The organism is Nostoc sp. DedVER02 (assembly GCF_034530675.2).
Taxonomy (GTDB): domain Bacteria; phylum Cyanobacteriota; class Cyanobacteriia; order Cyanobacteriales; family Nostocaceae; genus Nostoc.
In genome coordinates this window covers 874,548-887,287 of sequence record NZ_JAVRCP020000001.1, presented here as the reverse complement: position 1 = coordinate 887,287, position 12,740 = coordinate 874,548, and the positions used below count along the sequence as shown (strand labels likewise).

Below are 12,740 nucleotides of genomic sequence, written 5' to 3'. Positions count from 1 at the left end.
AACTTCTAATCCCACTATCTCAGTAGTTCAGCACCTCCTCGTTGGGGCGACTGTGGGGTAGTTGATGTACTAGGAGTAGGTGCAGTGTTAGGGTTGGGGGATAGGGTATTTTGGGAAGTAGGATTAAATATATTTACTAAGACTTGTACCAGAGCATCTCTCTGACTGCGAGTGAGACGTGCGATCGCAGCTTTATCACCATCAATAGGATTCTTCCGTAGTAAATCATTCCCCGGATAGGTAGTATCATACATAATTTCATTCGCACCCAGGTAATCAGCTAAAGTCAGCTTCCAATCCAAACGATAAATTGGGGCACGCCCTTTGGTATAAACGTGATATCTAATTAAACGATTTGCGAGGGTGTTATTTTCGTCAACTTTCCCTTTTTCTTTACTGATATACTTGTTTTCCCGTGGGAAATCCGGCAATTGCTGATAAACTAGCTGCCAAACATCGCCAGGAGTGATTCTCTGAGCATAAGCAGGTTGAATACTAAATAAATTTCTATCTAGTGATTTATCTGCCCCTAAACCCAAAACAATTAGACTCATTACCATTAAGGCAAGTAGTAATGATGTTAGCGGATAGCTATGATTTAGGCTGTGCAAAGTTACAAGTTTTGAGAGGATTGATCTAGGTAAAATTTTTCTCTTGCTCATAGAACGATATTTTGAAATGAGAGTGCTATCAAACTGTATTTTTATTCAGCCGGGGCTAAAGGCCCCGCTAACGCTAACAGCACTCTCAACTCAGTAGTGTTTTTATAGTTCGCCAATAATCTCTGGCTGAGTCAATTCATCGGACATTTCAATAATTGCCCTTAGCACAGGCTTCATCATCGCATCTTCGTTATTTTCAAAGTCTTCATAACGCCGACGTTTAGCACGATTTGCCACCTGAACTGTAATGCGGTAACGATTTGAGGCTGCACTAATCAGATCCTCAGCACGATGCATAATCTGAGACTGAGTTGTCTCGAACTTAGAACGCTTTAGCATAATTCAGTGGTTCTTGGGGTCATTCCCCAGTGTAGCAGTACTGATAAATCTGCTGCTTTTTATTTAATCGCCACTAACCCCTCTGTTGATAGAGGCTAAGAGTCTTCTAGTCAATTTATAAGTTACTTATAATACTACCTGACATATACCTTATGGCTGACCTTGTGGAAACTGCTATCAGCGCAGGAAACTTCAATACTCTGGTAAAGGCTGCTAAGGCTGCAAATCTTCTAGATATTCTTAAGAGTCCTGGTTCTTTCACAGTATTTGCACCAACTGACGAAGCCTTTGCCAATTTGCCAGAAGGAACTTTAGATTCCCTACTAAAAGATATCCCTAAGCTTCAGAAGGTTGTGGCATATCATGTTGCTAGTGGGGATGTTAGGTCTGATGATTTGGTACAGATTAATGAGGCAGAAACCCTTGAAGGGTCAATTGTAGCCATTGAATCTGCCGATAGCAAAATTAAGGTGAATAACGCCAATGTCCTCAAAACAGACATTTTGGCAGACAATGGCGTGATCCATGTTATTGATGCGGTGTTGATGCCCGCAATGGTAGCAGGAAGTTAAGGATAGGAGAGTAGGTTAGGGCTGACGCGAACAATAGCCGAAAACAAAGATTTTCTTGCTTGTTGGGGCAATTCATAAAATTGTCCCAAAAAAATACTGTTTTGCGTAAGTCCTAGTCTTATATGTGAGAAGTTGCAGTCAGTGTTTCCCCTTTATTACCTGCCATTCTCTGTGCCTCTTTCCTACTCCTGTCAGCATCTCAGGGACTTGCAGAAAATAAATTATCCCAAATTATTTGCATATTTTGTAGGGGCGCAAAGCCTTGCACTCTCACAAGGGGATATTTTTTAACTGGAAATTCCTCATGTCTCTTAACCAATAGTGATTTTTAAGAGACACTAGCCCTAAAAAATACAAGTAATTATTTTTTCTACATAAAACTTAATATTTCTCGATTTTAGCTAAATATCCTCTCAGCCATTGCTCTGGGAGGGTTTATGTTATTGTTTTAAAAATCTAATCGATAATCGATGCTTGATTATTATTAACAAAACCTATGAATAGCCTCTACCTTTTGGTAGATTTAACACCAAGAATAATTTTTTTATACAATACGTAGATTATACGGACAATGCCCCAGGTAGTTTTAGTTAACCCACAAATTCCTCCTAATACAGGTAATATTGCCCGAACTTGTGCAGCAACAGGTACGGAGTTGCATTTGGTAGGGCCTTTGGGGTTTGAAATTAGCGATCGCTACCTCAAAAGAGCCGGATTGGACTACTGGCCTTACGTCAAGCTCTATTATCATGAATCCCTAGAAGCCTTTAAAATCGTACATCAAGAGCGTGGTGGCAGATGCTTGGGTTATACCGTTCGTGGAAATTTTAGTTATGTCAGCTTTCAATATCAAGCCGATGATTGGCTACTTTTTGGTAGTGAAACTACGGGCTTGTCACCAACAATTTTGTCAGATTGCGATGCTACTCTGTATATTCCCATGAGCCAACCAGGAGTTCGCAGCTTGAATCTGTCAGTAAGTGTGGCAATTGGCTTATTTGAAACCCGTCGTCAGTTAGGCTATCTACAATAGTTGTTTACCTTCACAAGCCTAAGTATATTTACTTGCGATATCCACAAACATCTATCTAAACTGTAGAATTGTGGCAACAAAAATTTTTCTGTCCCGACAAAATATGTAAAAGAATATACCGGAAATTGACTTTATTCGCTAATTGTAGTGGAAGATACTTACAAAGAGAGGAAGGTTATTATAAGAAATTTATATATAAAACTTGAGATAATGCCAAATTTGAATGATAGATTTTGATGAATTAGAAGCATTTTCAACAAGGAACAAAAACGCTAAAGTCCAGTCATATACTGAGTTTTAAGTGTTTTAAATCGAGAGACGCTTGAAAGTAGCTAAAAAGTAGCCAATAGTTAATACGGTTGTTTTTTAGGGAATAATCAACGTAAAGTCTCGTGTTGAGAAGACTGATGGGGTAGAAATATCTTGAAGATATCTACAGCAGGGGGCATCACTTTTCCAGAAGTCGCAGCAATTGAATTCTCGGCAGCGACTATGGACTTGGCAAATAATTTGTCTAGTCCCCGCAATTGACGCAAGACAAGCGCGGATAATGGTAAAAAGTAAAACGTACTAAGTGGTGTTAGGAGTGGTTCGGACAAGTAGACACAGCAAACTTTAAGTTTTGCTAATCCATGTAAACTTGTCTAAATCAGAGAAGCGGGTTAATCTTGCGTAAGCATCTCTGGTGAATGTGATCTCGATCAATCATTTGTTGCGATCTAAATCATTGATTTAGTATCCAACTGAAAATATCGAGGTCAGTTAAGCGCTAGTGATCATAGGAGGTCGTCTTTGAAACGAGCATTAAAAAAGAGAGTAAAAGCTGTGTTGAACAATAACCCCAACAGCGATGATGCCCCGGTAGAACTGCTAAATGTGATGAATCCAAAGGTTAACCGCCGGGTGCGGACAAAAGCCGCCATGATTGGCTTGGCAATCTCTATGGGAGCAACCAGCCTTTTGGTGACTCGGCAAAGCGATCAAGCCCAAGCAGCAGTGCCAGTAGGCAGCCAAAAGGCAACTTCTACTATTCCTGCTGTTCCTGACACTGAGGTGAAATTCGCCTCCACAAAGCTGGAGTCCAAAGCAGTCTCATCAGCGAGCGTGCCGGAAAATCCTGTCATCGTGGAACCAATGGCAGTATCACAAGTGCCTGGGCTTGAAGCTAAATGGCAAGTCGCGGCAAATGGAATGTCTTTGCAACTTCCGGCATCAGAAACATTTTCCCCAGCAACAGCGAGTTATAAAAATTCCACCAACCCGAAGCCCCAAGTAGCACAGGGATTGAACAACAAATTAGCTGAGACTAGTTTCCCAACAGTCAATAATTTGTCTGACTATAGTGCAGATGGTGTTGGTAGTACAAATGTTTTATTGAATGCCCAGCCCCAAACAGTGGCAACGTCTGGTGCAGTCAACAGTGAAGTAAATGCACAACTGAAGGCGCAGCAAGAGTTTGCACTGAATCGCTTACAAGAAAAATCTAATCGGTTAAGAAAAAGTCTGGCACAGTTGCAGTCTGGGGAGACTGAGAACTTATCACAAGCTGATATTGGTTTAGCACAGCCAACAATTGAAGTTGAGAAAACTGCATTAGCCCAGCCGATTACTTCTGACGATGCAAGCAAAGCGAACTTGATATCGAAGTTAAAACAGAAGACACAAGCTAGTGCAATTGTACCAGTACCAGCAACACCAACAGTTATTGCGTCCTCGGCTCGAACCACTTACGAAGTTAAGCCTGGGGATACATTAGCAGCGATCGCCAGCAGATACAATACTTCAGTATCAGAACTAGTTAAGGCAAATAGGCTCAACAATCCCAATGAACTGAAAATTAGTCAACAACTAATTATTCCTGGTGGTCAAGTTGAGGTCACTGTAGCGAGTCAACCCACTGTAGCGAGTCAACCTACTTTTGTAGAATCCAGCAAAACTCCAAAAGTAGCTACCTCTCCTATGAACATTGGTAGTGCCAACTCATATCTACCTACTCCCCAATCATCTTCTATTGCTGATAACAGCAGTGTTGCCGTCCCAGTCCCAACACCGAGAATTGCGAACAAAGAGATTCAGGCAAATAGTAGCACCGAGTTAGAAGTAGCTCCTACCACTGCCAGGTCTTATGGTGTCGGTGGCGACATTCCAGTGCCACAAGCTTTTGCCCAGATGCAACAGCCTAAAACACCAGTAAATAGGATAGCAAGGGAAAACAACAACGACCGTTTGCGGGGCTTACAAGCGGAAATTCAGAAATTACAGCAGAAATATCGCGCTCAACAGTCTGGTAATTTAGTTGTGCCAGCAGCTAGCGAAGCTAATAATGCTGCAATGCTCACTTCTGTTTCTACGTCTAATAATTTCCCAGTACCTAACTCTGTGGCTCGTCCAAATAGTGTAGCGATACCAATTCCAGTTCCTACACCTATTAGAGCTACCTATAGCGCTCAACCAATTAAGACCCAATTCCGTACAACTGTACGCCCTAGCGAAGCAGTAAACCCAGAGTTCTTGCCCAATCTTGGTTCTGCTAGCCAGTGGACTCCTGCTCGTACTCAATCTGCGACAAGAGTTGCAACCCCTTCTGGAAGAGTAAATGCCTCTGACTCCTTAGGGAAGATGCGGGGAACCACAGTTACTCCACAGATAGTACCGCCTTTGGCAGCAGTGGATCAATATCTGCCTAGACCTATTGACGAACTGACACCTCCTCCATCTTCCTCAACCGTAGCTTACACATGGCCAGCAAAAGGTACTCTTACCTCTGGTTATGGCTGGCGCTGGGGTAGAATGCACAAAGGAATTGACGTTGCTAACTCCACTGGTACACCAGTTGTCGCCTCAGCTGAGGGTACGATCGAAAAAGCAGGCTGGAACAATGGTGGTTACGGCAACTTAGTCGAAATCCGCCATCCTGATGGCAGCACAACTCGTTATGCTCATAACAGCAAGATTTTAGTGCAACCTGGTCAGCAGGTACATCAAGGAGAAACAATTGCTTTAATGGGTAGCACAGGTCACAGTACTGGCCCACACACCCACTTTGAAATCCATCCATCAGGCAAGGGTGCTGTTAACCCAATTGCTATGTTACCGGATCGCATCTAATTTCTTGCCTTTCTGTAACTAAATCATTGTCTTGTTTTGCTGAGGGAGTTTACCTCCCTCATTTGCTTTTTATCAAGAATGAAAGCTACAAAAAAATTGCAAAAGGGGCTATCCTTAAGCAAATTTGTATGCTACATTAATAGATGATTTGAAGAAATATGGCTCAGTAGCTCAGTTGGTTAGAGCACGGGACTCATAAGCCTGGGGTCGTTGGTTCAACTCCGACCTGAGCCACTTTAAAAAAACGATTTGGTAAGGGTTTCAGCTTCTGTACATTTGTGGTCATGGAAGCTAAATCTTTGTTTTAACTCTCCTTTGACTATCCAATTACTATCCAAAATAGTCATTGGATTACCATTAAGGTTGGTATTGAAGTATCTAAAGGTTATCTTAGATTAAGATTTCCTAGACCTTTATTTAATGGCAATCAGAAATGCTTATCTCTGAATTTGGTTGACACTCCAGAGAACAGAGTGGCTGCTGAGATTCAGGCACGACGAATAGAGTTAGCTATCCTAGCTGGCTATTTCGACCCTACCCTTGCCATATACAAAGCTGACCACACCGCTACCCCTAAGAAACAAAAGGTATACAGCCTACTTGAGTTATGGGAAAAGTATACTCAGTTTAAAAGTGGTCAAGTACAGGAATCAACTCTTGTCCGTGACTACTCATTAATAAAGAAACGCATCAGAGCATTACCTACTGCTGATATTAATCAAGCAGTGATGGTAAGGGGTCATTTACTGAGTATTTATTCTGCTGAAACAGCCAAGCGCACTCTTAAACAAATTAATGCTTGTTGTAATTGGGCTGTCCTATCTAAGTTAATAGAAAGTAATCCCTTCAAAGATTTAGCTAAAAGTATTAAGACCAAAAGAAAAGATAGATAGCACTATATTCACTTTTAACAGAGAGGAAATAAATACTATTATTGCTGCTTTTATTATATTAATACTCAACACTATTTTTTAATGTGGCGGATTACTTCAGCGACAGACCAAGCTTGAGCGATCGCTCCTCTGGGTGTATGAGGTGCATCGCCATCAAATATCTCCGAAATAGAACCAAGACAACCGCCAGATAAGAAATGATCTAACAGAGGTTGCCAATCAAAAGGCAGCGATTGTTGGGGATAAAAACGTTGCCAAGCCCGAATATATGGCCCAATTAGCCAAGCCCAAACAGTGCCTTGGTGATAAGCGCGATCGCGTTGCTCTTGATTACCCTCATATCTCCCTTTGTATTCAGGATCTCCTGGATCGAGACTGCGAAGACCATAGGGGGTGAGTAAGCTGACAGTTGCCAAATCTAATACTTGACACCCTTGCTGCGCTGAAAATCCACAATGGTGCAGTGACAGCGCCAAAATAGCATTGGGACGAATTTGAAAATTTCGGCGATCGTCTGGTTCAATAGTATCGTACAAATAACCCAACTGAGGATTCCAGAACTTTTGCAGCGAGGTTTTAACCTTTTGTGCTTGCAGACCATAACGTTGTGCTTGCTTAGTGAGACGTACTGGATCGCCAAGCTTCAACTCGCTTAAGCGTTCTGCCCACAGACTTAGCCAACATAAAGCTGAATACCACAGCGCATTGATTTCTACTGGCTTACCGTAACGGGGAGTAACGGGGTGTGCCCCAATTACCACATCCATCCAGGTGAGAGCTATACCACGAGCATCCCAACTAATTAGCCCATCAATAGCATCAACCTGGATATTGTAGTGTGTACCACCAAAAAAGGCTTTGTGGATTTGTAAGACTATGGGGAATTGCTCTGCCAAAAACTCCCAGTCTTCGGTAGCTTCTAAATAAAGTCCTAAAGTTTCAATCCACCACAGCGCCGCATCAATACTGTTATAAAATGGTTCGCCATCAGCATCAGGAAAGGCATTAGGCATCAAACCGTGGCAACAGTAATGTCCAAAAGTCTGTAATACTGCTTTTGCCAGGTCAAATCGCTGTGGAACTAGTGCCAACCCAGGTAAAGCGATTAATATGTCACGTCCTCGCTCGTTAAACCAGTGATAACCAGCAATGATTGTGGGGGCTGCAATTGAGGCTCGATAGACGATAAACCGATCGCTTGCTTTAAGAAGTTGTTGCCAGATTGGGGATTGGGCATGGGGCATTGGGCATGGGACATTGGGCATGGGCAAGAGGACTTGGTGACAATGAGAATTGGGGACAAGGGGAAAGACTTGTTTCAAGTTCTCACCTCTTGTCTCCCCTGCCTCCCCTGCTCCCTGCTCCCCTCTGCCTCCTTGACTCCATCCAAAAATCTGCGAGAGTCGTTTTTGCTCTAACTCCACGGCTTCTGAAAAGGTGTCGGAGGTGAGAACACCTGCCATTGAGTCAGGAAACCCTACTCGTGCTTCTAAAGTAACCACATCTCCTGGTTGCAGTGTGACTATCAAGTAACCAGGACTGTAGAGGTCTTCCTTGTCACCTAATCCCCGTTTTGTCTCTTCAGACAATCCATAATTCCAATACCAAACTGCATCTGGTTGATATTTTCCTTGTGTCCAACGCAAATGCCAAGGTATACCGAAATTACCCGATTTTTTTGCTTGCAAACAGATTTGCTGTTGCCCAAGCAATTCTGAAAACTGTAATCCTGAACTAGCAGTTTGCTGGTTGTGAAAATCACGTTCTGCGATCAGCAGTCGCAGCCGTAAAATTGCTGTATCACTTCCGTCATAGCGATATTGGATCAAAATTCGATCGCAAAATTGGGATTCGGCAGAAGAGGCAGAGGGACAGGGGAAAGGGTGCAAAGGAGAGGAATTTTCCCCCTGCCCCCTGCTCCCTGCTCCCTGCTCCCTGCTCCCCACTCCATAAGGCATCACCAATTGTCTGGTTAATTGCCAGTTATCTCTACCCCAAATCCATTTCGGAACTGGGTTAATATCAAAACAGCGCAACAGTTCGTAGCCTGTCAGTTCAATCTCACCGTTACCCCAAACATTTGTCCCTAGTGCTACAACGTTCCCCGATACTTCTAAACTAGCGTCTAGGTGGGAAAACAGCAGAGTCCGTCCAGAAGGTGGGTTTGTAGCCGTAAATAGCCAACCGTGATAAGTGCGTGTGCGAACATCAGAAATCGTTCCACTGGCAAAACTTCCTAAGCCATTGGTAAGCAACCATTCTCTTGTATCTAAATCAGGCATTGGTTACTCAAAATCGTTATGAGTATGATATAGTCGTAACAGATCGTAATTAAACTGTGAAAGCGTGGATGGGCGAGTTTGACTTGACCCGAATTCCAACGCTAATAAACCGATAAAGGAGAATTAGGTTAATGTCCCTTACTTACGGAACCGAAGGAAGCCTCCGCGTTGGCCAACAAGCTCCCGATTTCTCAGCAACGGCTGTGGTAGATCAGGAATTTAAGACAATCAAACTTTCCGATTATCGCGGTAAGTATGTCGTCCTATTTTTCTACCCACTAGACTTTACCTTTGTTTGTCCTACTGAAATCACAGCATTTAGCGATCGCTACGAAGAATTTAAGAAAATCAACACTGAAGTCCTTGGGGCTTCCGTTGACAGTGAATTCTCCCACCTCGCTTGGATTCAAACAGATCGGAAGTCTGGTGGTGTTGGCGACTTAAATTATCCTCTAGTCTCAGACATCAAGAAAGAGATTAGCGCCGCTTACAACGTTCTTGATCCAGCAGCTGGCATTGCCTTGCGTGGTCTGTTCATCATCGATAAAGATGGTATTATACAGCACGCTACCATTAACAACCTAGCTTTTGGTCGCAGCGTTGATGAAACCCTGCGGACATTACAAGCAATTCAGTATGTTCAGTCTCACCCCGATGAAGTTTGCCCAGCTGGTTGGCAACCTGGTGATAAGACAATGAATCCCGATCCAGTGAAGTCTAAAGTTTACTTCTCTGCTGTCTAAATTTCGTTAGCAAACTCTAATCGAAGTTGTTGGAGTTGAGAGCAAAATCAATGAAAACCACAGATAAATAGAGATACACATGAAACCGTGTCAACCTCTGTATCTATCTGTGGTTTTTCCATAAAATAGTATTTAAATCATCAGGGTTAATAAATATGCTTACTTCAACTGATTTTAGGGGCTTATTAAATGAGCGCTTCTTCCGCAATTTTTTACCAGTTCCAGCTATAAATAAACTTAGGTTAGGAGTAGGAACGCCTGATTTTCAACTTCCAGATATTACCAACGGAACCTTAGTAAAATTATCTGATTATAAAGGCAAGCAACCAGTGTTACTCGCCTTTACTCGCATTTTTACAGAAAAACAATATTGTCCATTTTGTTTTCCTCATATCAAAGCCTTGAATGAGAACTATGAGCAATTTAAAAATCGCGGTATAGAAGTTTTAATGATTACTAGCACCGATGAACGGCAGAGTCAAATTGTTGTCAAAGATTTAAGCTTAAAAATGCCCTTATTGAGCGATCCTAGTTGTCGAGTTTTTCGTACCTATCAAGTAGGACAAGCACTAGGAGCGCCTTTACCAGCCCAGTTTGTATTAGATAAAGAAGGAAAACTTAGCTACTGGCATTTATTTTCTTTTCTGGATCGCAATGCTAGTATTGAGACTTTATTAGAACAATTTAATTGAGTATAAGGTGTAAAATTAGCAATGCCTACCCTACTGATAAAACTGTGAGGTTTTATGGTGTTGACCCTTTATCACTCACCGATTTCTCCTAATTCCCGCCGTGTTTGGATTACTCTGCTGGAAAAAGGACTTGAGTTTGAATTAGTAGATATCAAGCTGGATGGGGAACAGTTTATACCAGAGTTTTTGGCAATTAACCCCTTTCATCACATACCAGCTTTGGTGGACGACGGCTTTAATGTAGTGGAATCTTTAGCTATTCTGGACTATTTAGAGGCAAAATATCCTACGCCTGCGATGTTACCTAAAGATGCCAAGGATTTAGCGATCGCTCGTATGGTACAACTGGTAACTGTAAATGAGCTTTTGCCAGCAGCCACGACATTTTTACCTCAGATATTAGGTTTGCCTGGAGCAGATCCAGAAAAAATCGAGAAGGCACAGCGTAGAATTGCCAGAGTGCTGAAGTTTTTTGAAAATTTATTAGATGATCGCCCTTACTTTGCTAGTCACAACCTCACTCTCGCGGAAGTTGTGGCTGGGACTGTAGTAGATGTGCTGCCAAGTGTTGGCATTTCCTTAAGTGAATATCCAAAATTAAATGCTTGGCACGATCGCTTAATAGTACGTCCATCGTGGCAAGCTACCGAAGCTACACCAGAGGCAATGGAGGCGTTTAAGTCTGTCATTGTAGCGAGAAATACGCGACATCAGACCTAATCAATGTAGAAACGGTAAATTTTACCGTTTCTACAATCCGAAATCACAGCTTGACTTGTTGCAAATGACTGCGGGGATTATAAGTACGTATAGCTCGGATTTTTTCATAATATTCCCGCTCTTGTTGGCTGAGGTCTTTTGGTGGTGCGATCGCCACTTTCACCAACTGATCGCCACGTCCACCCTTGGCGAGAGGCCAACCTTTGCCACGTAAACGCAGCGATTGACCAGAACGCACTCCAGCCGGTAGCTTGACATTAACTGAACCATCGGGAGTGGGTACATCAATAGACGCTCCCAGAGTAGCTTCATCTGGTGTGATTGCCACTTCGCACACTAAGTTATCCCCTTCCATTTGGAAAAACGAGTGCGGCTGAAGTTCGACTTTTAAATATAAATCGCCTCGTTGTTGAGTCATCGGGTTGATTTGACCTTTGCCCCGTACACGCAGACGAGTACCAGGTTTAGCCCCAGATGGAATACGAACATCAATTGTTTCGTTACCTAAACTGAAGCGCTTTTGTACGCCGTTAAATGCTTCAGCAAATGTTAAGGTAATTACAGCTTCACTATCTTGGGAAGTACCCGCACCTGCATCACCAAACCCATAATCATTAAAACCGCCAAAACCACTTGTAGCACCTGTAGGAGGGCGGTAAGAAGAGTAACTTTGTGAGTAACTTTGTCGCCCACCCCCACCGCGAGGGGCAGCACCACCAAAGCGTCCTAGCAACTCATTAATGAACTCATCAAAATTGCCGTATTGACTGAAGTCAAAGCCACCCATATCAGCACCAACACCGCCGCCTGGGAAACCTTCACCAGCTTGCTTCCAATATTGACCGAATTGGTCGTATTTCTTGCGTTTATCTACATCTGACACAACTTCGTAGGCTTCGCTAACTTCTTTAAAGCGTGCCTCTGCCTGCTTGTTATTCGGGTTGACATCGGGGTGATATTTGCGGGCTAGTTTACGAAAGGCTTGTTTAATCTCGTCCTGAGTGGCAGTCTTACTAACTCCCAAAATTGCGTAATAGTCTTTGAAGTCGGTTGCAGCCATCTACTAGTCTCCTATAGAAATTACTGTTATGTTTTTTTTTAAGATCGCAGATAGATATTTAATTGCTAGGTATAGTGCCAAGCAAAAGAATCTGATTTTAAATTAACAAAGAATATAGAAAATCAAGTGTGGTTCTCGCTCAACGTGCGAGCGCAATTTCCGTACTCCGATTTTTCTGATAAGCGGATCAGCTTATCTAGTCCCTCTTCCAGGCTTGGAGGGGCATCCCGGAGTTGACGGTGCATCCGCAAAATAATTTCTTCAGGGACTTGGCGTGATCGCCTTTTATTACGTGCTAAACACAACCAGACTGGTGTATCCACCCAAATTGCCGTAATTTGGGTAAAACCCAATTCACGGGCGAAAGCAATGACTTTACGGCGATTGCGGCGCTGGGCGTTGGTAGCATCGAAAAGGGCTGCATTTGCTGTAGAAATAGCTTGCTGAAACTGCCGCTCTACTTCTCGCCAAATCAGCAGCCACGGCCCCTGAAGGGTTTGGGAACCGAACAATTGCCCCCGGATGACATCAGTAGAAATCAGCGACATCTGGGGGCATTCTGCCAGTAATTGTTTTGCAAAAGTTGACTTACCGCTACCTGGAAGACCAATTAGCAAAAAGAATTTAGTCATTTGT

The 12,740-nt window shown here is 42.9% G+C and carries 12 protein-coding genes and 1 tRNA gene; 8 read left to right on the top strand and 5 right to left on the bottom strand.

Going from position 1 to position 12,740, the window contains the following annotated elements; genetic code table 11:
* Nucleotides 1-14: 14 nt before the first annotated feature.
* Together RMZ41_RS03945 and RMZ41_RS03940 are read right to left on the bottom strand one after the other, a co-directional pair.
* On the bottom strand, nt 15-560 hold the full coding sequence (locus RMZ41_RS03945) for a hypothetical protein (RefSeq protein WP_409874717.1): 546 nt from the start codon (nt 558-560) through the stop codon (nt 15-17).
* A 204-nt stretch (nt 561-764) separates the two neighbouring features.
* Nucleotides 765-1,001, bottom strand: a complete 237-nt coding sequence (locus RMZ41_RS03940; protein WP_073645038.1) for a DNA-directed RNA polymerase subunit omega — start codon at nt 999-1,001, stop codon at nt 765-767.
* Between the two features lie 152 nt (nt 1,002-1,153).
* On the opposite strand from RMZ41_RS03940, the gene RMZ41_RS03935 reads away from it, so the two are divergent.
* The 5 genes from RMZ41_RS03935 (at nt 1,154) to RMZ41_RS03915 (ending at nt 6,607) form a co-directional block, all read left to right on the top strand.
* Nucleotides 1,154-1,573: a fasciclin domain-containing protein gene (locus RMZ41_RS03935; protein ID WP_322644160.1), complete on the top strand. Its 420-nt coding sequence runs from the start codon at nt 1,154-1,156 to the stop codon at nt 1,571-1,573.
* Nucleotides 1,574-2,144: 571 nt separating this feature from the next.
* Nucleotides 2,145-2,606 (top strand): tRNA (cytidine(34)-2'-O)-methyltransferase, encoded by a 462-nt coding sequence (locus RMZ41_RS03930; protein ID WP_322644161.1) that lies wholly within the window; start codon nt 2,145-2,147, stop codon nt 2,604-2,606.
* 792 nt (nt 2,607-3,398) lie between these two features.
* Nucleotides 3,399-5,714, top strand: a complete 2,316-nt coding sequence (locus RMZ41_RS03925) for a peptidoglycan DD-metalloendopeptidase family protein (RefSeq protein ID WP_322644162.1) — start codon at nt 3,399-3,401, stop codon at nt 5,712-5,714.
* Between the two features lie 160 nt (nt 5,715-5,874).
* Nucleotides 5,875-5,948: transfer RNA gene (locus RMZ41_RS03920), tRNA-Met, on the top strand.
* A gap of 92 nt (nt 5,949-6,040) precedes the next feature.
* The gene (locus RMZ41_RS03915; RefSeq protein WP_322734325.1) at nt 6,041-6,607 is read left to right on the top strand and encodes an Arm DNA-binding domain-containing protein; all 567 of its coding nucleotides are present in this window, start codon (nt 6,041-6,043) and stop codon (nt 6,605-6,607) included.
* A 71-nt stretch (nt 6,608-6,678) separates the two neighbouring features.
* Here the strand turns inward: RMZ41_RS03915 and RMZ41_RS03910 are convergent, their stop codons facing one another.
* Nucleotides 6,679-8,889, bottom strand: a complete 2,211-nt coding sequence (locus RMZ41_RS03910; protein ID WP_322644163.1) for an amylo-alpha-1,6-glucosidase — start codon at nt 8,887-8,889, stop codon at nt 6,679-6,681.
* Between the two features lie 131 nt (nt 8,890-9,020).
* Here RMZ41_RS03910 and RMZ41_RS03905 point away from each other — a divergent pair, with 131 nt between their 5' ends.
* The 3 genes from RMZ41_RS03905 to RMZ41_RS03895 all read left to right on the top strand — a co-directional run bounded on the left by RMZ41_RS03905 (nt 9,021) and on the right by RMZ41_RS03895 (nt 11,044).
* On the top strand, nt 9,021-9,632 hold the full coding sequence (locus RMZ41_RS03905; RefSeq protein WP_174708670.1) for a peroxiredoxin: 612 nt from the start codon (nt 9,021-9,023) through the stop codon (nt 9,630-9,632).
* A gap of 155 nt (nt 9,633-9,787) precedes the next feature.
* Complete coding sequence (locus tag RMZ41_RS03900; RefSeq protein ID WP_322644164.1) at nt 9,788-10,324, top strand: peroxiredoxin family protein; 537 nt, start codon at nt 9,788-9,790, stop codon at nt 10,322-10,324.
* A gap of 57 nt (nt 10,325-10,381) precedes the next feature.
* On the top strand, nt 10,382-11,044 hold the full coding sequence (locus RMZ41_RS03895) for a glutathione S-transferase family protein (RefSeq protein WP_322644380.1): 663 nt from the start codon (nt 10,382-10,384) through the stop codon (nt 11,042-11,044).
* Between the two features lie 43 nt (nt 11,045-11,087).
* Here the strand turns inward: RMZ41_RS03895 and RMZ41_RS03890 are convergent, their stop codons facing one another.
* Together RMZ41_RS03890 and RMZ41_RS03885 are read right to left on the bottom strand one after the other, a co-directional pair.
* A complete protein-coding gene (locus tag RMZ41_RS03890) occupies nt 11,088-12,104 on the bottom strand; it encodes a DnaJ C-terminal domain-containing protein (protein WP_322644165.1) in 1,017 nt (338 codons plus the stop codon).
* A gap of 122 nt (nt 12,105-12,226) precedes the next feature.
* Complete coding sequence (locus tag RMZ41_RS03885) at nt 12,227-12,736, bottom strand: AAA family ATPase (protein WP_322644381.1); 510 nt, start codon at nt 12,734-12,736, stop codon at nt 12,227-12,229.
* Between the last annotated feature and the right edge of the window lie 4 nt (nt 12,737-12,740).

Bases quoted from the DNA above. Each gene is read 5' to 3' on its own strand.
- RMZ41_RS03890 (WP_322644165.1), bottom strand. From the start codon at position 12,104: ATGGCTGCAACCGACTTCAAAGACTATTACGCAATTTTGGGAGTTAGT.
- RMZ41_RS03945 (WP_409874717.1), bottom strand. From the start codon at position 560: ATGGTAATGAGTCTAATTGTTTTGGGTTTAGGGGCAGATAAATCACTA.
- RMZ41_RS03930 (WP_322644161.1), top strand. From the start codon at position 2,145: ATGCCCCAGGTAGTTTTAGTTAACCCACAAATTCCTCCTAATACAGGT.
- RMZ41_RS03885 (WP_322644381.1), bottom strand. From the start codon at position 12,736: ATGACTAAATTCTTTTTGCTAATTGGTCTTCCAGGTAGCGGTAAGTCA.
- RMZ41_RS03905 (WP_174708670.1), top strand. From the start codon at position 9,021: ATGTCCCTTACTTACGGAACCGAAGGAAGCCTCCGCGTTGGCCAACAA.
- RMZ41_RS03910 (WP_322644163.1), bottom strand. From the start codon at position 8,889: ATGCCTGATTTAGATACAAGAGAATGGTTGCTTACCAATGGCTTAGGA.
- RMZ41_RS03900 (WP_322644164.1), top strand. From the start codon at position 9,788: ATGCTTACTTCAACTGATTTTAGGGGCTTATTAAATGAGCGCTTCTTC.
- RMZ41_RS03940 (WP_073645038.1), bottom strand. From the start codon at position 1,001: ATGCTAAAGCGTTCTAAGTTCGAGACAACTCAGTCTCAGATTATGCAT.
- RMZ41_RS03935 (WP_322644160.1), top strand. From the start codon at position 1,154: ATGGCTGACCTTGTGGAAACTGCTATCAGCGCAGGAAACTTCAATACT.